Here is a 20,435-nt window from a genome sequence, read left to right on the forward strand (position 1 = left end):
GGCGTGACTGACCCTATCCGGCCTTGCGCCGGACGCAGGGCCGGCTCGGTCGGAGGCGGGGCCCGGAAGGCATTCCGAACGCATCCGTAGCCTCTCTACACATGGCGCCAGATGGCGCCATTCTTGTTTCCAGGCCTCATGAAATCATGGGGAATACCCGAATGTGATGGGGTGAAAATGTCGGCCGGCATTTTGTCTCCATCTTCTGTGGATCGGCTTGTGGCGCTTGATTTCGGGTGATTGAAAAATAAATCGACAACTCTTTGGGGCCTCGTTTGAGGCCACACTATGGGGTCTTTGTGATCTGCATGATCGGGGTTGATATAATGACATCCGTCATGCAACGATAATTTCCCGGCAATCATCCATTTCATCATTCCTCTGCCGGGGAATATGCGATCAGCCATTTGGCTGTTCCTTTCTTTCGTGTGCCGGGCAGATGTCACCCTGGCAAAGCGGTGCTGTAGCGTATTTTCTGCTCATCCGCTGCACCAGATCGTGACGGGGCGTCCATGCTCCTGCGGGAGTTCTTTCGTGGCGCCCATTCGGGGGATTTCTGCTGTTTCCACACCCTCGGCCCAGGCATTTCCCTGGATACATCCCGTATCCCCTTCACCCTGCACCGGTATTGCAGGGCATGGACCGCCTTCATTCGGGCGGGTCTGTTCCTTCTGCCCGCGTTTCAGCCGGGCTGCCGGTCAGAGGGTCGGCGTCGCTTCGTCCGTCAGGACGCATCGTCGGGCCTCCCATCCAGAAGAGGAGTCCATCATGTCACGTTCCAACCTGCTGTCACCCGCTGCCGTTCCGGCTTTCTCGCCGGCATCGTCCGTCATGCGCCTGTCGCGGCCTGTCGGGCGGCTGATGGCCATGGCCGCTCTGGGCGCTGCTGCCTGGCTGGGTGCGCCGGCTGCACATGCCGCCGACACTCCCGCCTGCGAAGTCAGCCATCCGGTGCGCTTCGGCGGCATGAACTGGGAATCCAACCTGGTGCTGACCGAGATCGAGCGGCGCATTCTTGAGAAGGGCTATGGCTGCCAGACGGACGTGCTGCCCACCGAGACCCTGTCGGCGCTGGCCGCCATGGGCCGCGGCGATCTGGACGTGATCAGCGAGATCTGGCAGAACAGCATCGCCGATCCCTGGGCCAAGGCCGTGGCCACCGGCAAGGTGAAGTCGATCGGCACGGTCTACCTGGGAGGCGAGGGCTGGTACATCCCGCGCTATGTGGCCGAGCGCCTGCCGGAGCTGAAGTCCATCGAGGATCTGCCCCGGTTCAAGGACGAGTTTGCCGACAATGAGGACCCCGGCAAGGGCCGCTTCTACGGCTGCCCGGTGGGCTGGGGCTGCGAGGTGGTCGCCACCCAGATCTTCAAGGCCGACAAGAAGCTGGCGGAAGCTTTCAACCTGTTCGCACCTGGTACCGGGGCTGCCCAGAAGGCCGCGATCACCTCGGCCTACAAGCGCAAGCGCAACGTCGTCTTCTACTACTGGTCACCCACGCCGATGGTCGCCTCGATGGATCTGGTGCGGCTGAAGTTCCCGCCCTATGACAAGGCCAAGCACCAGTGCCTGACCGATGCGGACTGTGCCAACCCCGAAGTGGTGGACTACCCCGAGAACCCGGTGCTGACGGGCGTCAACACCAAGTTCTCTGAACAGGCGCCCAGGACCACCGAGTTCCTGTCGAAGGTGTCGCTGCCGGTGGATGTGGTCAACGGCATGCTGGCCGAGATGGATGCGGAGTCGCTGGAAGTGACGGACGTGGCCGACCGGTTCCTGAAGAACCACGCCGATGTCTGGACGAAGTGGGTGCCGGCCGATGTGGCCGAACGCGTGAAGGCGGGGCTCTGACATGTTTCCGCAACTCTTCGACCCCGTGAAGCTTCGCAAGGGCATCGACAGCTTCGTCGATGGCATCGTCACCGACTATGGCGACTCGCTGGGGGCACTGTCCGACCACTTCGAGCGCTGGCTGGGCTGGTTCGAGAAGCTGCTGCGCACGGCGCCGTGGTGGTCGGTGGTGCTGACGGTCATCGTCGTCGCCTGGCTGCTCACGCGCCGTATCGGCCTGTCGCTGCTGATGGGCGGGCTGCTGTGCATCATCGGTCTGCTGGGCCTGTGGGACGCCGGCATGCAGACCCTGGCGCTGATGCTGATGGCCACCTTCCTGTCGGTCGTCATCGGCATCCCGGTCGGCATCCTGATGGGGCGGGTGGACTGGGTGCGGGCCGTGCTGAACCCCGTGCTGGACGTCATGCAGACGATGCCCAGCTTCGTCTATCTCATCCCCGTGGTGATGCTCTTTGGCCTGGGCAAGACCCCGGCGCTGATTGCCACCATCATCTACGCGGTGGCCCCGCTCATCCGCCTCACCGATCTGGGCATCCGCCTGGCGGACAAGGAGGTGCTGGAGGCCTCGCGCGCCTATGGCGCCAATACCTGGCAGCAGCTCTTCGGGGTGCAGATTCCGCTGGCGCTGCCCAACATCATGGCCGGCATCAACCAGACCACGATGATGGCGCTGGCCATGGTGGTGATCGCCTCGATGATCGGGGCCACCGGCCTGGGCCAGGAGGTGCTGCAGGGCATCAATCGGCTTGAGGTCGGTCGGGGCCTGATGGCGGGCGTCTCCATCGTGGTGCTGGCCATCCTCTTCGACCGCATCACCCAGGGCTATGGCCGCCGGCAACGACGAGGAGCGCACTGATGAGCAAGATCGAAGTCAGCCACATCTACAAGATCTTCGGCCCGCATCCCGATCGCTGGCTGAAGGCCGTCCAGGATGGCATGAGCAAGGAGGAGCTGCTGACCCGCAGTGGTCATACGCTGGGCCTGCGCGACATCTCCCTGTCCATCGACGAAGGCAGCATCTACGTCATCATGGGCCTGTCGGGTTCGGGCAAATCCACGCTCATCCGGCACTTCAACCGTCTCATCGAGCCCACCTCGGGCGAGATCCGGGTGGATGGCCAGAACGTGGTGGAGCTGGGGCGGCGAGAGCTGGCCCACCTGCGCCAGCAGAAGATGAGCATGGTCTTCCAGCGCTTCGGCCTCTTTCCGCACCGCACCGTGCTGGACAACGCCGCCTACGGTCTGGCCGTGCAGAAGGTGCCGCGCGCGCAGCGTGAGGAGAAGGCGCGCTACTGGCTGGACCAGGTGGGGCTGTCGGGCTTCGAGCATCAGTACCCGCACCAGCTCTCCGGCGGCATGCAGCAGCGGGTGGGGCTGGCCCGCGCACTGGCCACCGATGCCGAGATCCTCCTGATGGACGAGGCTTTCTCGGCACTGGATCCGCTCATCCGCCGCGAGATGCAGGACCACCTGCTGAAGCTGCAGGCACGGCTCAACAAGACCATCGTCTTCATTACCCACGACCTGGACGAGGCGCTGCGCCTGGGCAACCGCATCGCCATCCTGAAGGACGGCGAGCTGGTCCAGGAAGGAGAGCCCGAGGACATCCTGCTGGAGCCGGCCACCGAGTACGTGCAGTCCTTCCTGCAGGACGTGAACCGCAGCAAGGTGCTCAACGCCGGTCATGCGCTGCAGGAGGGTGCGCGGTTGACGCTCACTATGCGTACCCGGCCGAACCATGCGCTGGAGCTGCTTCAGGCGCGCAAGTACGACTATGCGCCCGTGCTGGACGGCAAGCGGCTGGCTGGCGTGCTCACCGTCGGGCGCATCATTGATGCCCTGAAGGAAGGCGCGCGCGACGTGTCCGAATACGTCGAGGAGATGGCCTCGGTGCCGTCCACGGCAGGGCTGGACACCGTGCTGGGCCACCTGTTGCAGAGTGACCAGCCGCTGGCCGTTACGGGCGAGCACGACGAATTCGTCGGCATGCTGTCGCGCAGCAAGGTGCTGAGCCTGGTCAGCAACGAGACGCCCGAGCTGGTGCCGGAAAATGCCGCCAGTGTGCAGCAGGCGGCAGCAGAGGCCGCAGAAGCGGTGGCCGTGGCAGAGGCGATCGTGAGTGCCGAATCTGCCGGGAACGTCGATGCGGCGAGGCCGGGCCATGTGGATGCAGCCGCCGCCGGTAAGGCGTCGGATACGCCGGGGGCTGCTGAGGCGCTGGCTGATGCGGCGGGCATGAAGGCGGGAGCCGCAGACGCCCGGAAAGCGGCCTCGGCCACCCAGGAGCGTTCCTGATCAGGCCAGTCGCCGGCAATCCTGCCCGTGCTCGGTGGCCATCAGCTGCGCCAGCAGCGTGGCCGCCGTTCCCAGACCGGACACGTGCAGGTCGGCATCGATCTCGGCCAGCGGCATCAGCACGAACAGTCGCTCATGCAGGCGCGGATGCGGCAGCGTCAGCACCGCATCCGTGCGGGTCTCGCCAGCGACCAGCAGCAGGTCCAGATCCAGTGTGCGGGGGGCGTTGCGAAACGGCCGCTCACGTCCGAAGGCCAGTTCGATGGCCTGCAGCCCTTCCAGCAGCGAGAGCGGGGGCAGGGTAGTTTCCACGCGCAGCACCTGGTTGATGAAGGGCGGGCCGCCCGCGTCCACCGGTGCGCTCTCGTACAGGCTGGAAACGGCCGTCACCCGTGTCTCGGGCAGCTCGCCGATGCGTTTTCGTGCGGCTTCCAGCGTTTCCTTCGGGCCGCCGACGCGGCTGGGCAGGTTGGCCCCCAGGCCGATCCAGGCCGCGCGGGGCTTCGTCCCGTTTCCCGTGGTCATGATCAGGAGGCTGCGGGGGGCTCGCCGGCGCCGCCATGCCCTTCGGCTGGTGCACCGTTCTCGGTCGAGGCGCTCTTGCGCCGCCGCCGGCGCTTGCGGGTGTTGCGCCCCGATTTGCCGGTGCTGCCCAGGCTTTCCTGCACCAGCTGTTCGCGCCGAGAGGAATCGGCGTCGATGAACTCCGTCCACCAGTCGCCCAGTGCAGGATCGATCTCGTTCGAGGTGCAGCGCAGCAGCAGGAAGTCGTAGCTGGCACGAAAACGCAGCTGCGTCACCAGCGTGAACGACTGCCGGCCACGCTTTTCCAGTCGGGGCTGCATCATCCAGATCTCGCGCATGTCGGCCTGGTAGCGCCGGTGCAGGGCCAGCTTCGTGCCCTGTTCGTCCAGCACTTCAGAAATGGCCTGATCCAGCGCCGGCACCAGGTGTTCGCCCTGGGCATGCAGCTGCTGCCAGCGCACCCGTACCTGCGGCCACAGCAGTGAGGCAAACAGGAAGCTGGGCGAGACCGACTTGCCCTGCTGCACGCGGGTGTCAGTGCGGGTCAGCGCCTCGGTGATGAAGGCTTCGTCCGTCTCGAAGAGGGTGTCCAGCAGCGGCAGGATGCCGTGGTGCAGCCCCTCGTGGCGCAGTCGCTGCAGGCAGGCCAGGCCATGGCCGCTTTCCAGCAGCTTCATCACCTCGTCGAACAGCCGCGCCGGCGGCACGTTCTCCAGCAGCGGGGCCAGCGTGCGGATGGGCTGGAGCGTGGGCGGATCGACCTGGAAGTCCAGCTTGGCGGCAAAGCGCACGGTGCGCAGCATCCGCACCGGATCCTCCCGGTAGCGGGTGGTGGGGTCACCGATCATGCGCAGCAGCCGTGCCGACAGATCATCCACCCCGCCCATCGGATCGATCAGCGTCTCGGCGATCGGGTCGTAATAGAGGGCGTTGACGGTGAAATCGCGTCGGTAGGCATCTTCTTCGCGGGTGCCGAACACGTTGTCGTTCAGCATCCGGCCATGGGCGTCGGTCTGGCCGTTGGTATGGGCTGCCCGGAAGGTGGTGACCTCGATCGTCTCGCGCCCGAACATCACGTGAACGATGCGAAAACGCCGGCCGATGATGCGCGCGCGCCGAAAGAGCGACTGCACCGCCTCGGGGGAGGCGTCGGTGGCCACGTCGAAGTCCTTCGGGGCACGGCCCAGCAGCAGGTCGCGCACGCCGCCGCCGACGATGTAGGCGCTGTAGCCCGCGTGTTGCAGCTCTTCGCAGGTGCGCAGCGCGGCGCTGGAGACCTGCTGGCGGGACAGTCCCAGCGACTGGGCGGACAGGATGCGGGGCTCGGGCAGCTTGGGGGCCGGGGAGCGGGGGCGGCCGGGTGTGCGGCCCGGAATGCGGGCGCGGGGACGGGCAGGTGCGCGCGCAGCGGCCGGAGTGTCGCGGTCGGCCGGCCGGCCGGCGATCCATTTGAACAATCGGTTGAACACGATGCCTATACGAGGGGGAACAGGTCGATGATCGGCCAGCCGCGCTCGGTCGCCGTCTGGCGCAGCACCGGATCAGGATTGGTGGCTACCGGATGCGTGGCCATTTCCAGCATCGGCAGGTCGTTGCGTGAATCGGAATAGGCCCAGATCTCGTCGAAATCATCCGGCGTCAGTCCCTGTTCCTGCAGCCATTCGCGCAGGCGGACAAGCTTGCCGGCCTGGAAGGTGATCGTGCCCTGGGGCTCGCCCGTGTAGCGGCCATCCTTCACCTCACCCTCGGCACCCAGCAGGTGCTGCACCCCGAAAAGCTCGGCGATGTGGCGGGTGACGAAGGCGTTGGTGGCCGTGACGATGACGCACAGGTCGCCGGCGTCCAGGTGCTTCTTCACCAGGGCCAGCGCCTCGGCGTTCAGCGAAGGGCGGATGACCGTGTCGATGTATTCGCGCCGCCATGCCTCGATCTCGTCGGCAGGGCGCCCGGCCAGAACGCCCAGCACGAAGCGCAGGTGCTCGGCAGGATCCAGCTGGCCGCGCTTGTACTGCTCGAAGAAAGCGTCGATGCGGGCATTGAAGGCTGCCACGTCGGCCACGCGGCCGGTACGGCACAGGAAGCGCCCCCACTCGTTGTCGGAGTCGATGGGCAGCAGCGTGTGGTCCAGATCAAACAGGGCTAGCCTTTTCATGTAGGTCATTCTAAAGCGTTGTGGACACATTTGGGATGTTTTGGCAGGCGTTATGGGTCCGTTCGTCCCTTTGCCGCCCCTTTGCCGTTCCCTCGCCGTCCCTTCGCTGCCCCCTGAAAACGCACGCAGGCCCTGGAATCAATGCACGCGACTCCCGGAATCCCCGCACGCGGGCTCCGGAATCCGTGTGCCGGTGATGACAGGGGCGCTCCCCCCGGGGCCGCCGGGGGCATGCCGTCCGGCACGGAGCGCCCGGCAGGCCGCCCGCGTCCCGGCAAAAAATAGGGAAAAAAGTGGTGCATCCACAACAGAAGACATGCGCCCCGGACCGGCATGCGCAGACGGACGGATTATCACCACGTATGATGACTGGCCTTGTTTCAGTCCGCCGTTTCCTCCGTCGTTTCCATGTTCCCCGATTCCGATACCGCCGCTTGCGGCTGGCGTGCGCACCTGCAGCTGCGGTTTGCCGCACGCACGGCACCGGAAAACCGCGGCGGGCAGGGGGGCCATGCGGCACGCACCGTGTTGCTGGAAAAGCGTCACGAGGGCCCGATGCTGGTGCAGCGCCCCTTCTATCCGGAAGGAGAGGCGGTATGCCATGTCTACCTGCTGCATCCGCCCGGTGGCGTGGTGGGGGGAGACATCCTGCAGCTCGACGTGCGTGTCGAATCCTCCGCACACACCCTCATCACCATGCCCGGTGCCACGAAGTTCTACCGCAGCGCGGGCCCGCAGGCCACGCTCGGGCAGCATTTCTCGCTGGATGATGGCGCCCGGCTGGAGTGGCTTCCGCAGGACACCATCCTCTTTCCCGGCGCACGCGCACGCACCGAAACCCGCTTCGACCTGCATGGCAGCGCCCGGCTGACCGGCTGGGAAACGCTGTGCCTGGGCCGCCCCGTGATGCACGAGGCCTTCGACCGGGGCGAGCTGGTCAGCCGCTTTGCCGTGTATCGGGACGGCCAGCCGCTGCTGCACGAACACCTGCGCATCCAGGGCGGCCACCTTGCCAAGCTCGCCGGTCAGCCCCTGCTGTCCACCCTCGTGTTCACCCCGGCGGATGAAAACCTGCTGGCGCAGGCCCGTGCGCTGCTGCAGGAGAGCGCCGCATCGCTGCCGCTGGCCGGTGCCACCCTGCTGGGCGACCTGCTGGTGGTGCGCCTGCTGGGCGGCGACAACGAACGCATCCAGCGTCTGCAGCAGCAGCTCTGGGCCGCCCTGCGCCCCGCCGTCATGGGGCTGGATCCCAGTCCGCCGCGCATCTGGAGCACCTGATCCGGTCATGCACGCACATCCGTTCGCACGGCAGGCAGGGCATCCGCAACAGGCCCTTTCCCATCTCCTTTCATCCTTGCCCCCCGTTTTCTTTCCACCCGTTTGACCAGGCGTTCCCGGCCAGACCTTTTTCGACCAGACACCATGGAACTCACCCCCCGCGAAAAAGACAAACTGCTGCTCTTCACCGCTGCCCTGCTGGCCGAGCGCCGGCTGGCCCGTGGCCTGCAGCTGAATTACCCCGAGGCGGTGGCCTACATCAGTGCAGCCATCATGGAAGGGGCGCGTGATGGAAAAACCGTGGCGCAGCTGATGGAGGCGGGCCGCCATCTGCTGACCCGTGCCCAGGTCATGCAAGGGGTGCCGGAGATGATTCCCGATGTACAGGTCGAAGCCACCTTCCCGGATGGCACCAAGCTGGTCACCGTGCACAGCCCCATCGTCTAGGGATGCCCGTGACGCCTCCTGAAATCTGCACCATCACACAAGGACACCTTCGATGATTCCCGGTGAAATCCAGGTCCAGCCTGGTGACATTCCACTCAATACCGGTCGTGCCACGCTGACCGTCACCGTGGCCAACCACGGTGACCGCCCCGTGCAGGTCGGTTCGCACTATCACTTCTACGAAGTCAACGACGCCCTGGTGTTCGACCGCGAACCCACCCGTGGTTACCGGCTGGACATCGCCGCCGGCACGGCCGTGCGCTTCGAACCGGGCCAGTCCCGCACCGTCACCCTGGTGGCGCTGGGAGGTCTTCGCCGCGTCTATGGCTTTGCCGGCCGCGTGATGGGGGCACTGGAATCATGAGCAGCATTTCCCGTCGCGCCTATGCCGACATGTTCGGCCCCACCGTGGGCGACCGCGTGCGTCTGGCCGATACCGATCTGTGGATCGAAGTCGAAAAGGACTTCACCCTCTATGGCGAGGAAGTGAAATTCGGGGGTGGCAAGGTCATCCGTGATGGCATGGGGCAGGGCCAGCAGCTGGCCGCCGATGTCATGGATCTGGTGCTGACCAATGCCCTGATCGTCGATCACTGGGGCATCGTCAAGGCCGACATCGGCGTGAAGAACGGCCGCATCGCCGCCATCGGAAAGGCCGGCAATCCGGACATCCAGCCCGGCGTGACCATTCCCATCGGTGCCTCGACCGAGATCGTCGCGGCCGAAGGGCGCATCGTCACTGCGGGGGGCATCGACACCCACATCCACTTCATCGCCCCCCAGCAGGTCGACGAGGCACTGGCCGGGGGCGTGACCACCATGATCGGTGGCGGATCGGGACCGGTGGAGGGCACGCGTGCCACCACCTGCACGGCCGGCCCCTGGCATCTGGCCCGCATGCTGCAGGCCGCCGATGCACTGCCCATCAACATCGGCCTGCTCGGCAAGGGCAATGCCTCGCAGCCCGAACCGCTGCGCGAGCAGGTCCGTGCCGGTGCCATGGGCCTGAAACTGCACGAGGACTGGGGCTCCTCGCCCGCTGCCATCGACTGCTGCATGGGCGTGGCCGACGAGATGGATGTGCAGGTCGCCATCCACACCGACACGCTCAACGAAGGCGGTTTTCTGGAAGACACGCTGCGCGCCATCGGCAACCGCGTGATCCACACCTTCCATACCGAGGGGGCAGGGGGCGGCCACGCACCGGACATCATCGCCGCCTGCGCCCACGCCAACATCCTGCCGTCATCCACCAATCCGACGCTGCCCTATACCGTCAACACGGTGGATGAGCACCTCGACATGCTGATGGTCTGCCATCACCTGGACCCGGCCATCGCCGAGGACGTGGCCTTTGCCGAAAGCCGCATCCGCCGCGAAACCATTGCCGCCGAGGACATCCTGCACGATATAGGTGCCTTCTGCATGACGTCCTCCGACTCCCAGGCCATGGGCCGTGTGGGCGAAGTGGTGCTGCGTACCTGGCAGGTGGCGCACAAGATGAAGCTGCAGCGCGGCCCGCTGCCGCAGGACAGCGAGCGTCACGACAATTTCCGCGTGCGCCGCTACGTGGCCAAATACACCATCAATCCGGCCATCACCCATGGCATTTCCCATGAGGTGGGCTCCATCGAAGTGGGCAAACTGGCCGACCTGGTGCTGTGGTCTCCCGCCTTTTTCGGCGTGAAGCCTTCCCTGGTCATCAAGGGCGGGCTGGTGGTGATGGCCCCGATGGGTGACATCAACGGCTCCATCCCCACCCCGCAGCCTGTGCATTACCGGCCCATGTATGCCGCGTTCGGTGCCGCCCGCCATGCCACGCGGATGACCTTCCTGCCCGGTGCTGCCATTGCCGCCGGCTTGCCGGAGCAGTTGCGCCTGCAGAGCCTGATCGGCCACGCGCACGACTGCCGCCGCATCCGCAAATCCAGCATGATCCACAACGACGCACTGCCCGACATCCACGTCGATCCGCAGACCTACCAGGTGCGCGCCAACGGAGAACTGCTGGTGGCCGAGCCGCTGGCCACACTGCCGATGGCCCAGCGCTATTTCCTCTTCTGAACGGTTTTCTGCATCCTGTCATGACCGAAGTCCTACCCGGGCTGCCGATGTTCACGCGCCGGCTGGATCTGCCCGACGGCAACGAATCCCTGCCCACCACCCTGAAGATGGCCAGCGCCACGCTGCCCATCGACGTGCGCATCAGAAGCCGCGCCCGCATCGCACTGGACGGGGGCGGTGAGGCCGGCTTCATCCTGCCGCGTGGCCATCTGCTGCGCGGTGGCGATGTGCTGGCCGATGAAACCGGCCAGTACCTGCTGCGCATCCAGGCGGCGGCCGAAACCGTCTCCACCCTGTACTGCGACGATCCCCTGCAGCTGGCCCGTGCCTGCTATCACCTGGGCAATCGCCACGTGCCCCTGCAGATCGGCCCGGGCTTTGCACGCTACCAGCACGACCATGTGCTCGACGATATGCTCGTCCAGATGGGCCTGCACGTCGTGGTCGAACAGGCCCCGTTCGAGCCCGAGGCCGGTGCCTACCAGAGCGCCCCGCACGGCCATTCGCATGGTCATGTGCATGATCACGGTCATGGTCATGCGCAGGGTCACGGTCATGCGCAGGATCATGCACACCACCATGATCATGGCCATCACCATGGTCACGACCACGACCACGACCACGACCACGACCACGACCACGACCACAGCCATAGCCATAGCCGTAGCCATAGCCACGGTCACGGTCACGGTCACGGTCACGGTCACGGATGACTTCGCGGGATACCGTGCTGCCGGCCGTCCAGTTCCTTTTTCCTGAATATCCCCCTTCCCACAGGACCTCACCCATGAAACGACTGCTTCCCCTGCTGCTGGCAGCTGCCGCAGCGCCCGTGCTGGCCCACACCGGCACCGAACCCCATGTGCACACCTCCGCCCTGCAGGAAGGCCTGCTGCATCCCGTCACCGGTCTGGACCACCTGCTGATGCTGCTGGGCACCGGGGTGCTGGCGGCCGTGACCGGCCGTTCCCTGCTGCTGCCGCTGGCCACGCTGGCTGCCATGCTCGTGGGGGCCGTGGCCGGACACTACAGCACTGAATTCGTCGGCATGGAAACGCTGATCACGCTGTCGCTGGCCGTGGCCGGTCTGGCCCTGCTGCTGCCGTCGCGCCAGCGCGTGCTGGCCTGGCTGATGCCGGCACTGGCCCTCGTGCACGGCTGGGCCCATGGTGTCGAGGCGGCACCCGATGCTTTCTGGCAGTTCACCGCCGGCTTCGTGATGGCCAGTGCCGCCTTGCTGGCCGTGGGCTTTGGCGCGGGGGCGCTGCTGCGCCGTCACCAGCGCGTGCGCCAGCTGGCCGGTGGAGGCCTCGTGGCCGCTGCCGCCGTCCTCTTTGCCGGCTGATGCAGGGCAGTCTTGCCCAGCTGCGCATGCTGCAGCTGGCCAGCGCATCGCTGCCGGTGGGAGGCTACACCTACTCGCAGGGGCTGGAATGGGCGGTGGAAGCCGGCTGGGTCCGTACCGTGGCGGATTTCGTCCGCTGGCAGACCGAACAGATCCACGACACCCTCGTCAGCCTGGACTGGCCCGTACTCAGCCGCCTCTACGCAGCTGCCGACCTGCAGCAGCCCGATCTGGGCGCCTTTACCCGGTGGGGCGTCTTCCTGCTGGCCAACCGGGAAACGGCTGAACTGCGGGCCGAAGAGGCCCAGCGGGGCGCAGCCCTGGCCCGCCTGATCGATGGCTGGCAGATGCAGCCCGACGCCCCGTGGCGTGTAGCCTTGGCACTCACCCAGGCCAGTGCCATGGCCTGGCTGGCGCAGCACTGGCACATGCCGCTGCAGCAGCTGCTGCTGGCCCATGGCTTTGCCTGGCTGGAAGGCGCCGTGATGGCCGGCGTGAAACTCGTGCCCTTCGGCCAGCAGGCGGCACAGACCCTGCTGCGCGACCTGGGTGCGGTGCTGGCCGAACAGCTGCCCGTGGCCTTGCAGCTGCCCGATGACGACATCGGCGGCGGCCTGCCCATCGTGTCGATCGCCTCGTCCTGCCACGAAACCCAGTACAGCCGGCTGTTCCGGTCGTAGCGGGGCACGCCCCCTTCGAGACCCTCTTTTCCCTTTTCCCGTCCGGTTTCCCCTTTCCCGTCGGATTTCCTCTTTCAGACCATGCAGAACGAACAGCACTATAAACAGCCACTGCGTGTGGGCGTGGGCGGCCCCGTCGGCTCCGGCAAGACGGCCCTGCTCGAAGCCCTGTGCAAGGCGATGCGTGACCACTACCAGCTGGCGGTGGTGACCAACGACATCTACACGCGCGAAGACCAGCGCATCCTCACCGAGGCCGGTGCGCTGGCCCCCGAACGCATCGTCGGCGTGGAGACCGGGGGCTGTCCGCACACCGCCATCCGCGAGGATGCCTCGATGAACCTGGCCGCCGTCGAGGACCTGGCCCGGCGCTTCGGCAACCTCGACGTGGTGTTCGTCGAAAGCGGTGGCGACAACCTCAGTGCCACCTTCAGCCCCGAGCTGGCCGACCTCACCGTCTATGTGATCGATGTGGCCGAAGGCGAGAAAATCCCCCGCAAGGGCGGCCCGGGCATCACCCGTTCCGACTTTCTGGTCATCAACAAGATCGATCTGGCCCCTTACGTGGGCGCAAGCCTCGACGTGATGGAGCGTGATACGCAGCGCATGCGTCCCGGGCGCCCCTGGGCGTTCACCAACCTGAAGACCGGCGAGGGGCTCGATACCCTCATCGACTTCATCGTGGACAGGGGCATGCTGCCCCCGCGCCCGCCACGCAGCGCCTGACGATGCTGCCGCCCAGCCGCCCAGCCGCCCAGCCGTCCAGTCGTCCAGCCGTCCAGTCGTCCAGCCGTCCCGCTGTTCCGCTGTTCCGCTGTTCCGCTGTTCCGCTGTTCCGCTGTTCCGCTGTCCCGCTGTCCCGCTGTCCCGCTGTCCCGCTGTCCCGCTGCCTTGTCGCCCCGCCCCGCAGGCTCGAGGGGCGGCACGGTAATGAATGAGCTTCTGGCGCGCTCCAGCAGGTCCACGATGCACCCCAACCCTCTGCTTATCCCTGAAAGGGACTGCAGAGGGTTTTTAATTTGATCGCCGTCAATTTACGTAGTGTCTGCCTTATAAGAACCACCGTCTCTTTTACAAAGCTGCATATACCTTACGCGATCAGGGGCCATATATTCCGGCGCATGGAGCGAAGGGTGCAATAATCCGCCCCATTCGACAGTTGCTGTACCCATCCGGGTGCCGGGATCCGTTCACCGCATTCAGCGTGCAGGGTACCGGGCACTTTCCGATACTGGCAGGCGCTGGTGTGGAGGTGCCGTTGCCGGTGCTGCATTGCCGCAGCGCCATGCCCGGTCAAATCATTTCATATACAAGAGGCCCCCCATGAAGAAACTCGCTGCCGCCCTGGCGCTGAGCCTGCTGCCCCTGGCCTTTGCCGCCCAGGCAGAAATCACCACCACCGACGTGGTGGGTCGCAAGGTCACGGTTCCCGACGTACCCAAGCGTGTGGTGCTGGGCTTTTATTACGAAGATTATCTGGCCATCGCCGGTCCCGGTTCGCTGGACCGCGTGGTGGGCCTGTCGCTGACCACCTGGAAAGACTGGCGCCCGAAACAGTTTGCCGCCTATGAAAAGGCGCTGCCCAAACTGAAAACCCTGCCGGACGTGGGCTCGACCGATGACAACACCTTCTCCATCGAGAAACTCATCGCCACCAAGCCGGACCTGCTGATTCTTGCCACTTTCAGCTACGAGGCCCTGGGCGAGAGCGTCAAGCAGATCGAGGCTGCCGGCATTCCCGTGCTGGTGCTCGATTACCTTTCGCAGACCGTGGACAAACACGTGGCCTCGACGCTTGCGCTGGGCAAGATCATGGGCCAGGAAAAACGCGCCCAGGAGCTGGCCGACAACTACCGCAAGGCCTTCGAGGACATCGACGCCCGCATCAAGAAAGCCGGTCCCACGAAGAAAAAGGTCTATTTCGAGCTGGCCCAGAAGGGCGCCTCCGAAGTGGGCAACTCCTACGGCAACAGCATGTGGGGCGCACTGGTCACCCGCCTGGGTGGCCACAACATCGCCGATGGGCAGGTCGGCAACTGGGGGCCGCTCAGCCCCGAATACGTGCTGTCCCAGAAGCCGGACCTGATCTTTCTGGCCGGTTCCGAATGGCTCAACAAGCCCCAGTCCGTGCAGATGGGCTTCGGCGCCACGGCTGAGGTTGCCCGCGAGCGCATGGCCGCCTACCTGAAGCGGCCGGGCTGGAGCAACCTGCCGGCTGTGAAGAACCATGGGGTGCATGGCATCTACCACGGTGGTGCCCGCACGCTGTCCGACTACGTGTATGCCCAGTACGTTGCCAAGCAGCTGTACCCGGACGCCTTCAAGGATGTGGATCCGCAGCAGAACCTGCGTGACTTCTACGAAAAATGGCTGCCGGTGAAGGCCGACGGCGAGTTCATGCTTCCGTACACCCCGGTGGCTGGCGCCGCGAAGTAACCCCCCCTGAGCCTTTCCCCTTCCGGGCCCCTGGGCGGCAGAATCGCCCAGGTGAAGGCCCGGCGACCGGGCTTCGGGTACGCGGCATGACGGCTGGCAGGCCGCCCGATGCCTTGGAGCGGGGAAGGGGCTCGTACCCGCAGGGATCATCCGGCCGCGTATGCGGATGCCTCTCTGCTGCATCCAGAATTCTCCTCATCATGAACCAAGCCGTTCCTGCTCCCGCCCGGCACGACGACTATCGGCGCGTCTCTGCCCGGCGGCTCATGCTCATTGTCCTGTCCTGCGTGGTGCTGGTGGCACTGCTGCTGCTGGACCTCACCACCGGCCCTTCCGGCATGCCCTTTGCCGATGTCTGGCGCGGCCTGATGGCTGGTCCGGCTGGCGAGGAAGTCGACGTGGCCACCATCCTGTGGCAGTTGCGCATGCCGCAGACCCTGATGGGGGCGCTGGTGGGCGCCTGCCTGGGCCTGGCCGGCCTGCAGATGCAGACCATCCTGGGCAACCCGCTGGCCAGTCCGTTCACGCTGGGCTTCTCGGCCGCGGCCGGCTTTGGCGCTGCGCTGGCCATCATGTTCGGCGGCAGCCTGCCGCTGCCCGGCTACATCGTCATTCCCGTCTGCGCCTTCCTCATGACGATGGTGGCCTGCGGGCTGGTCTACATCATCGCCCGGCTGCGCAGCGCCTCGCCCGAGATCCTGGTGCTGGGCGGCATTACCGTGCTGTTCTTCTTCCAGTCGGTGCAGTCGCTGCTGCAGTTCATGGCCTCGCCCGAAGTGCTGCAGCAGATCGTCTTCTGGCTGTTTGGCAGCCTGCTGAAGTCCACCTGGACCAGCGTGTCCGTCTGCGCCGTTGTCCTGCTGCTGTGCCTGCCCTTCATCATGAAGGATGCCTGGGCGCTCACCACCCTGCGTCTGGGGGATGCCAATGCGCGCAGCCTGGGGCTGTCAGTTGACCGCATCCGGCAGCGCACTTTCTTCATGGTGGCGCTGCTCACCGCCGCTGCGGTCTCCTTCGTGGGCACCATCGGCTTCGTGGGCCTCATCGCCCCGCATGCGGCCCGCAGCATGGTCGGTGAAGACCACCGCTATTCGCTGCCGCTGGCGGCCGTCATCGGTGCCGTCATCCTGGTGGGCGCTTCGGTGTTCGGCAAGTTCATCTCGCCGGCGGCCGTCATCCCGGTGGGCATCATCACCGCCGTGGCCGGTGTGCCCATGCTGTTTGCCATCATCGCCCGGCGTGGCAACGAAGGGTAAGGGGAATCGACATGAGCCTCGAACTGAAATCCGTCAGCGTCATGCGTGGCAAGGCCCGTATCCTGAAGGACATCTCGGGCCGGCTGGAACCGGGCCAGATTGTCGGCCTCATCGGCCCCAATGGCACCGGCAAGTCCACCCTGGTCAACGCCATCGCCACACTGTATCCCTTTGGCGGCACCATTCACTGGAAGGGCCGCCCCGTGAAGCTGGGCGAGATCGGCTACATGCCGCAGCAGTGCCATGTGCGCGCCGACATCAGCGTCACCGAGACCGTGCTGCTGGGGCGCCACGAGGGACTGAGCTGGCGCGTCGACAACGCCATGGTGGATGAGGCCATCGGCGTTCTGGATGAATTCGGCATCGGCCACCTGCACAGCCGCAGCATGAACACGCTGTCTGGCGGCCAGCAGCAGCTGGTGCTGCTGGCCCAGCGCCTGCTGCGCTCCCCGGAGCTGCTGCTGCTGGATGAAGCCACCAGTGCGCTCGATGTGCGCCACCAGATGCAGGTCTTCGACCGGCTGCGGGCATACGTCGACCGCACCGGCGCCCTGGTGGTCATCGCCATCCACGACCTCAACCTGGCCTCCCGTCATACCGACACCATCATGCTGCTGAACGGCGGCTATGTGGCCGGCCTGGGCAGCTTCAACGAGGTTGTCTGCGAAGATGCCCTGCGCACGGTCTACGGCATTGAGGCCGAACTGCTTCGTGCCAGCAACGGCCAGACCGTCGTGCTGCCGCTGTGTGCGGCGGCGCACTGACGTGCTTGCGTCAGCGCACCGCTTCGTACGGTGCGCTGACTGACGCCCCGCCCGAGGGCGATGACGTCCCGCCTGAGGGCACAGCCATGACAGGCCATCCGGCCTAGGCCTGCCGGCTGTCTGTCCATACCCGTGCATTCCTTCACTGCCGTCTTGTCTGTCCGTCGATAGGCTTTCCATATCGCGCCAATTCGGGTGCGATGCTGACGGCCAGGCCGCCAGCTTCCGATCATCCTTCCATCCCGATCGATCTGGAGCTGCCATGAAATCGACCGCTTCCCGCTCTCCCTTCCAGTCCAGCGCCATCGCCGTGGCCCTGGCTTCCTCCCTGTTTGCCCTGACCGCCTGCGGTGGCGGTGGGGGCGATTCATCCACCACGTCCGGTACGGCCGGCTCGGCGTCCGGTGGCGCCACGGCTGTCGCCAGCAACGCTCAGGGTTCTGCGGGCACATCCAACAGCGCAACCAGCAGCGGCACCCCGCAGGGGCAGGGTACGGCAGGAAGTGGCACTCAGCAGGTACCGGATGCGGCAGCCAGTAGCGCTCTGCAGGGGCTGGGCACGGCAGACGGTAGCGCTCTGCAGGGACAGAGCGCTGCAGGCAGCGGTCTTGACCTGGGCCCGGGAAATGGGCCGTCAAACAGCGCAGCCCAGGCGGCTGCGTGGAGCGGCAAGGGAATCGGGACGGAGTTTGCCCGGCGTATCCATGCCACGTGCCCGACGTTCGGCGTCATGAGCGGTGGCTGGGGGTCAAAGACCACCGTGTCGTCCATTATCTCCTGCGTTGCAGGTAGCTACGCGGGCACGGACCTTTGGACGGGTCAGCGTTGCGAGGTCAACATTGCTGCCAATGGGGATGTTCGTGCCAGCCGCGGGGGACGTGCCTTCAGGCCGTTCAGTGCGTCCGAGCTTGGAGATTACAGTTGGAAAGATGGTGCTTTCCGTATCCAGCTGAGAACGGAGGGCAGGAAGGTCGCGAACTCGTTGGATGAAGAGGCAGAGTCGGTTGCCCTTCTCTTTGACCCTGTGGATGCTCTGGGGGCGCGCAAGCTTGATCGCGATGGGTGGACTCTGCTGGTGGGGCAGCTGGACGAGAACGGGAACCGCATCAACGAGCAGCGTGCGCGGGAAGAGTGGCTTGATGATCCGGAATCGTCACGACTCATCCAGAAGATGGGTGATTACTTGTTGGTGGAAGTGGTGCACGAAGCCGAAGAGATGTCGCGGGATGACCTGATCTGGTGCGCCATTCCCCGCTGATTTTGTCGTGAGGGGGCTCCAGGGCCCCTCTGTCACCGATGCTGCATCACGGGCCTTGTCGGGGGCTTCTGCACCCCGATGAGGCTCTTCCCCCCGCTTTCCATCCTTGCACCATGAAAATTGAATCCTTGCGTGTGCCTTTCGAGGCCACCGCGCTGAAGGTGGCTGTTGTTTCCTCCCTGCTGACACTGGCCGCCTGTGGCGGCGGGGGCTCTTCACCGTCTGCGCCGATCAAGGCCTCGGCAGATGGGGCTCGCGCACCCGTTGTGGCAGCCCAGGATCAGGTGTCTACCACACCCACGCCACGGCCCGTCAGCGATGTAGCCCAAGCGCAGGCAGCCCCGAAGCCGCAGCCGCCAACGCAGCTGCAACCACAATCTCAGACACAACCACAGCTGCAGCCTCAGCCACAAGGCAACTCCGCCACGGCGGATGCCAATGGCTCCGGCCTCGGTGCTCAGAATGCGCCGGAAACGCCCTCGAATCCTGTACATGTGGGGGAAACGTCCGCCGCCACGGCAGGACAGAAGGGGGAGGAACACTATATTCTGCCGGGCGACGGGCCTGGCGTGGCGCTGGCGCACAAGATCATGGCCACGTGTCCGGTACCGCATCCCGCAGGTTATGGCAACAACGGGGTCTGGCTGTCTGCGCCACCGCTGCTGGCCTGTGTGGCGGGCACCTACACGGGGACGGATCTGATCACGGGCGAGCGCTGCAAGGTGGACATCTCGGCTGAGGGCGAGGTCCGGGCCGAACGGGATTCGTTGCGCATGGATCCGTTCGTGGCGTATCTGGCCAACGACTACGCCATGAAGTACGGTCATGTCCACATGTCGCTGTCCACGGCCGGCCGCCCCCTGATCGCGAAGGTGCTGAGCCAGCGGCTGGGTGTCTACTTTGATCCGCTGGACTTCCTGGGGCGACGCAAGCTGCTGCGCCTGGACGGGGAGGTGCCGGGCGAGGCCGTGCTGGCCAAGTTCTCCAGCCATTTCGTCGTGATGGCGGAAAACGACGACCGCTTCTACGGGCCAGTGGCCAACATCTGGTGCGGCGTCCCCCTCTGATCCAGGCACTCGCAGCATCTGGTGAGCCAGCAGCCTCCGTCGCCCTGGCTCACCATGCCCTTCTCGATGGGCGATCAGTCTTTCAGCCTTCTGCTTTCCCTTCTTCCCCCGCCTGCCGCTGGCTCTGCAGGTAGTCCTTCAGCAGTGGCAGGGTGAGCGGCTTCTTGCGGGCCCAGGCCAGCCGGTCCAGGCCGTCCAGAATGGTCTTCAGGCTGGCCATGTCACGGCGCGTGTGTCGCAGCAGATAGGTGCTCAGGTCCTGGCCCAGATTCAGGCCGCGCTCGCGGGCGCTCTGCTCCAGGGCGTCGGCCAGCGCGTTGTCATCCAGCGGCTGCAGCGAGAACACCATGCCCCAGCTCAGGCGACTCACCAGCTCCGGCAGCAGCTTCAGCCGGGCGGGGGGCTGGTTGCCGAAGACCACCAGGGCGTGGTCGGGCTGATCGATCAGGGCATTGAAGCGATGAAAGAGTGTGCGCTGCCGGCCCTTGCTGTACCGGTCCACGTCGTCCACCACCATCAGGTTCGGGCACTGGCTGGCGGTCAGCGCGCCGGCCAGATGGCTCTTGCCTGAGCCCTCTGGCCCCCAGATGTAGAAAAAGCGCTGGGCAGGTGTCTCGCCGTGCTTCAGGCTCTGCACGAGGTGACGCAGCGTGGCCAGGCACTCCAGGTTGGCGCCGGGCACGAAGTTGTCGAAACACGGCGGAGGAGGAGGGCCGAAATCCAGCGTCAGTTGTGCATCCATGGTGGTGGGGCTGTTCAGGCTTGCCCGTCCGGGGGCAGGTGGTGTACCTGCCGATTCTAGAGCGTGTGGGGCCGGTACTGTTCTGCATGATGCCGCACTGTGTCCTTCCATGTAACAGGCAGCCGAGGGCGGCATGGGCTTCAGGGGGAAGCAGGGAACGATACGGAGCGGTAGCGCGCCGCAGGGAGACAGGGCGGCTATGGGGTGTCCGTGCCCGTCATGGTCCGTCGTCACGCTAGAATGCGGCTGCCGCCGGAGCAGGGCAAGGGGCTCGT

General features: G+C 65.6%; 20 protein-coding genes. 16 read left to right on the plus strand and 4 right to left on the minus strand.

The window, feature by feature from the left end; all coding sequences use genetic code 11:
• The first annotated feature begins 831 nt into the window (after nucleotides 1-831).
• From EL249_RS05260 to EL249_RS05270, 3 genes are read left to right on the plus strand one after another with little or no spacing between them, the layout of a single operon-like run.
• On the plus strand, nucleotides 832-1,851 hold the full coding sequence (locus tag EL249_RS05260) for an ABC transporter substrate-binding protein (RefSeq protein ID WP_005673883.1): 1,020 nt from the start codon (nucleotides 832-834) through the stop codon (nucleotides 1,849-1,851).
• Between the two features lies 1 nt (nucleotide 1,852).
• Nucleotides 1,853-2,707, plus strand: a complete 855-nt coding sequence (locus EL249_RS05265; protein ID WP_005673882.1) for an ABC transporter permease — start codon at nucleotides 1,853-1,855, stop codon at nucleotides 2,705-2,707.
• Nucleotides 2,707-4,146 (plus strand): quaternary amine ABC transporter ATP-binding protein, encoded by a 1,440-nt coding sequence (locus tag EL249_RS05270; RefSeq protein ID WP_005673881.1) that lies wholly within the window; start codon nucleotides 2,707-2,709, stop codon nucleotides 4,144-4,146. The genes EL249_RS05265 and EL249_RS05270 overlap by 1 nt, the downstream gene beginning before the upstream one ends.
• Here the strand turns inward: EL249_RS05270 and folK are convergent, their stop codons facing one another.
• The 3 genes from folK to EL249_RS05285 are packed head-to-tail and all read right to left on the minus strand — an operon-like array spanning nucleotide 4,147 to nucleotide 6,832.
• Nucleotides 4,147-4,671, minus strand: coding sequence for a 2-amino-4-hydroxy-6-hydroxymethyldihydropteridine diphosphokinase (gene folK, locus EL249_RS05275; protein ID WP_005673880.1), 525 nt, complete (start codon nucleotides 4,669-4,671; stop codon nucleotides 4,147-4,149).
• A gap of 2 nt (nucleotides 4,672-4,673) precedes the next feature.
• On the minus strand, nucleotides 4,674-6,140 hold the full coding sequence (gene pcnB, locus EL249_RS05280; protein WP_005673879.1) for a polynucleotide adenylyltransferase PcnB: 1,467 nt from the start codon (nucleotides 6,138-6,140) through the stop codon (nucleotides 4,674-4,676).
• 5 nt (nucleotides 6,141-6,145) lie between these two features.
• A complete protein-coding gene (locus tag EL249_RS05285; protein WP_005673878.1) occupies nucleotides 6,146-6,832 on the minus strand; it encodes an HAD family hydrolase in 687 nt (228 codons plus the stop codon).
• Nucleotides 6,833-7,198: 366 nt separating this feature from the next.
• On the opposite strand from EL249_RS05285, the gene EL249_RS05290 reads away from it, so the two are divergent.
• The 13 genes from EL249_RS05290 to EL249_RS05350 all read left to right on the plus strand — a co-directional run bounded on the left by EL249_RS05290 (nucleotide 7,199) and on the right by EL249_RS05350 (nucleotide 19,418).
• A complete protein-coding gene (locus EL249_RS05290) occupies nucleotides 7,199-8,101 on the plus strand; it encodes an urease accessory protein UreD (RefSeq protein WP_005673875.1) in 903 nt (300 codons plus the stop codon).
• Between the two features lie 144 nt (nucleotides 8,102-8,245).
• Nucleotides 8,246-8,548 (plus strand): urease subunit gamma, encoded by a 303-nt coding sequence (locus EL249_RS05295; RefSeq protein ID WP_005673874.1) that lies wholly within the window; start codon nucleotides 8,246-8,248, stop codon nucleotides 8,546-8,548.
• 52 nt (nucleotides 8,549-8,600) lie between these two features.
• A complete protein-coding gene (locus EL249_RS05300; protein WP_005673873.1) occupies nucleotides 8,601-8,912 on the plus strand; it encodes an urease subunit beta in 312 nt (103 codons plus the stop codon).
• On the plus strand, nucleotides 8,909-10,612 hold the full coding sequence (ureC, locus tag EL249_RS05305) for an urease subunit alpha (RefSeq protein WP_005673872.1): 1,704 nt from the start codon (nucleotides 8,909-8,911) through the stop codon (nucleotides 10,610-10,612). The genes EL249_RS05300 and ureC overlap by 4 nt, the downstream gene beginning before the upstream one ends.
• A 20-nt stretch (nucleotides 10,613-10,632) precedes the next feature.
• Nucleotides 10,633-11,325: an urease accessory protein UreE gene (gene ureE / locus EL249_RS05310; protein ID WP_005673871.1), complete on the plus strand. Its 693-nt coding sequence runs from the start codon at nucleotides 10,633-10,635 to the stop codon at nucleotides 11,323-11,325.
• Between the two features lie 74 nt (nucleotides 11,326-11,399).
• Nucleotides 11,400-11,957: a HupE/UreJ family protein gene (locus EL249_RS05315; protein ID WP_005673870.1), complete on the plus strand. Its 558-nt coding sequence runs from the start codon at nucleotides 11,400-11,402 to the stop codon at nucleotides 11,955-11,957.
• Entirely contained in the window at nucleotides 11,957-12,637 is a 681-nt protein-coding gene (locus EL249_RS05320) for an urease accessory protein UreF (RefSeq protein ID WP_005673869.1), read from the plus strand. Before EL249_RS05315 ends, EL249_RS05320 begins: the two co-directional genes overlap by 1 nt.
• A gap of 81 nt (nucleotides 12,638-12,718) precedes the next feature.
• The gene (gene ureG, locus EL249_RS05325; protein ID WP_005673868.1) at nucleotides 12,719-13,363 is read left to right on the plus strand and encodes an urease accessory protein UreG; all 645 of its coding nucleotides are present in this window, start codon (nucleotides 12,719-12,721) and stop codon (nucleotides 13,361-13,363) included.
• 597 nt (nucleotides 13,364-13,960) lie between these two features.
• Entirely contained in the window at nucleotides 13,961-15,073 is a 1,113-nt protein-coding gene (locus EL249_RS05330; protein WP_005673867.1) for an ABC transporter substrate-binding protein, read from the plus strand.
• Nucleotides 15,074-15,273: 200 nt separating this feature from the next.
• Nucleotides 15,274-16,329: a FecCD family ABC transporter permease gene (locus EL249_RS05335; RefSeq protein ID WP_005673865.1), complete on the plus strand. Its 1,056-nt coding sequence runs from the start codon at nucleotides 15,274-15,276 to the stop codon at nucleotides 16,327-16,329.
• Between the two features lie 11 nt (nucleotides 16,330-16,340).
• Nucleotides 16,341-17,093 (plus strand): ABC transporter ATP-binding protein, encoded by a 753-nt coding sequence (locus EL249_RS05340; RefSeq protein WP_005673863.1) that lies wholly within the window; start codon nucleotides 16,341-16,343, stop codon nucleotides 17,091-17,093.
• A 262-nt stretch (nucleotides 17,094-17,355) separates the two neighbouring features.
• Nucleotides 17,356-18,351: a TrbL/VirB6 family protein gene (locus EL249_RS05345; RefSeq protein ID WP_005673862.1), complete on the plus strand. Its 996-nt coding sequence runs from the start codon at nucleotides 17,356-17,358 to the stop codon at nucleotides 18,349-18,351.
• 113 nt (nucleotides 18,352-18,464) lie between these two features.
• Nucleotides 18,465-19,418, plus strand: coding sequence for a hypothetical protein (locus EL249_RS05350; RefSeq protein WP_126348100.1), 954 nt, complete (start codon nucleotides 18,465-18,467; stop codon nucleotides 19,416-19,418).
• An 82-nt stretch (nucleotides 19,419-19,500) separates the two neighbouring features.
• Here the strand turns inward: EL249_RS05350 and EL249_RS05355 are convergent, their stop codons facing one another.
• Complete coding sequence (locus EL249_RS05355; protein WP_005673860.1) at nucleotides 19,501-20,160, minus strand: HdaA/DnaA family protein; 660 nt, start codon at nucleotides 20,158-20,160, stop codon at nucleotides 19,501-19,503.
• Nucleotides 20,161-20,435 lie beyond the last annotated feature (275 nt).

Source organism: Lautropia mirabilis (assembly GCF_900637555.1).
In the GTDB taxonomy this organism is placed as follows: Bacteria; Pseudomonadota; Gammaproteobacteria; order Burkholderiales; family Burkholderiaceae_E; genus Lautropia; species Lautropia mirabilis.

Bases quoted from the DNA above. Each gene is read 5' to 3' on its own strand.
- EL249_RS05265 (WP_005673882.1), top strand. From the start codon at position 1,853: ATGTTTCCGCAACTCTTCGACCCCGTGAAGCTTCGCAAGGGCATCGAC.
- EL249_RS05300 (WP_005673873.1), top strand. From the start codon at position 8,601: ATGATTCCCGGTGAAATCCAGGTCCAGCCTGGTGACATTCCACTCAAT.
- EL249_RS05270 (WP_005673881.1), top strand. From the start codon at position 2,707: ATGAGCAAGATCGAAGTCAGCCACATCTACAAGATCTTCGGCCCGCAT.
- ureC (WP_005673872.1), top strand. From the start codon at position 8,909: ATGAGCAGCATTTCCCGTCGCGCCTATGCCGACATGTTCGGCCCCACC.
- EL249_RS05260 (WP_005673883.1), top strand. From the start codon at position 832: ATGCGCCTGTCGCGGCCTGTCGGGCGGCTGATGGCCATGGCCGCTCTG.
- EL249_RS05345 (WP_005673862.1), top strand. From the start codon at position 17,356: ATGAAATCGACCGCTTCCCGCTCTCCCTTCCAGTCCAGCGCCATCGCC.
- EL249_RS05315 (WP_005673870.1), top strand. From the start codon at position 11,400: ATGAAACGACTGCTTCCCCTGCTGCTGGCAGCTGCCGCAGCGCCCGTG.
- folK (WP_005673880.1), bottom strand. From the start codon at position 4,671: ATGACCACGGGAAACGGGACGAAGCCCCGCGCGGCCTGGATCGGCCTG.
- EL249_RS05330 (WP_005673867.1), top strand. From the start codon at position 13,961: ATGAAGAAACTCGCTGCCGCCCTGGCGCTGAGCCTGCTGCCCCTGGCC.
- EL249_RS05340 (WP_005673863.1), top strand. From the start codon at position 16,341: ATGAGCCTCGAACTGAAATCCGTCAGCGTCATGCGTGGCAAGGCCCGT.
- EL249_RS05335 (WP_005673865.1), top strand. From the start codon at position 15,274: ATGAACCAAGCCGTTCCTGCTCCCGCCCGGCACGACGACTATCGGCGC.
- ureE (WP_005673871.1), top strand. From the start codon at position 10,633: ATGACCGAAGTCCTACCCGGGCTGCCGATGTTCACGCGCCGGCTGGAT.
- EL249_RS05355 (WP_005673860.1), bottom strand. From the start codon at position 20,160: ATGGATGCACAACTGACGCTGGATTTCGGCCCTCCTCCTCCGCCGTGT.
- EL249_RS05350 (WP_126348100.1), top strand. From the start codon at position 18,465: ATGAAAATTGAATCCTTGCGTGTGCCTTTCGAGGCCACCGCGCTGAAG.
- ureG (WP_005673868.1), top strand. From the start codon at position 12,719: ATGCAGAACGAACAGCACTATAAACAGCCACTGCGTGTGGGCGTGGGC.
- EL249_RS05295 (WP_005673874.1), top strand. From the start codon at position 8,246: ATGGAACTCACCCCCCGCGAAAAAGACAAACTGCTGCTCTTCACCGCT.
- EL249_RS05285 (WP_005673878.1), bottom strand. From the start codon at position 6,832: ATGACCTACATGAAAAGGCTAGCCCTGTTTGATCTGGACCACACGCTG.
- EL249_RS05320 (WP_005673869.1), top strand. From the start codon at position 11,957: ATGCAGGGCAGTCTTGCCCAGCTGCGCATGCTGCAGCTGGCCAGCGCA.